The organism is Clostridium sp. OM05-9, from assembly GCF_003481465.1.
Classification (GTDB): Bacteria; Bacillota; Clostridia; order Lachnospirales; family Lachnospiraceae; genus Coprococcus; species Coprococcus ammoniilyticus.
This window is the reverse complement of sequence record NZ_QULF01000011.1, coordinates 1-251: the sequence shown is the minus strand read 5'-3', so window position 1 is coordinate 251 and position 251 is coordinate 1. Positions and strand designations below refer to the sequence as shown.

Below are 251 nucleotides of genomic sequence, written 5' to 3'. Positions count from 1 at the left end.
ATGTCATTGATCGTTACGCTTCCGTTTGCCGGCACGCTGATTCCTGTCTTGGTTGCGCTTATGCTTCCATCTGCAAGAACATATTCGCCGCTAGCGTTTGTTACGTAAATCATGAATGTCTTGCTTGTATCAAAGGTATATCCTGCAACTGCCTTTTCTACAGTAAGGCTTCCCCTATCCTGTGTATAGGTATTCGTTACAGTTACGGTTGCTGTCGCATCCTTGGTGACGGTGACATTACCTTCACCACT

The 251-nt window shown here is 45.8% G+C and carries 1 protein-coding gene; it reads right to left on the bottom strand.

The genetic code is table 11. The features are described 5' to 3' along the window. The coding region (locus tag DXB77_RS13080; protein WP_182439496.1) for a hypothetical protein at positions 1 to 251 on the bottom strand (251 nt) is incomplete at both ends.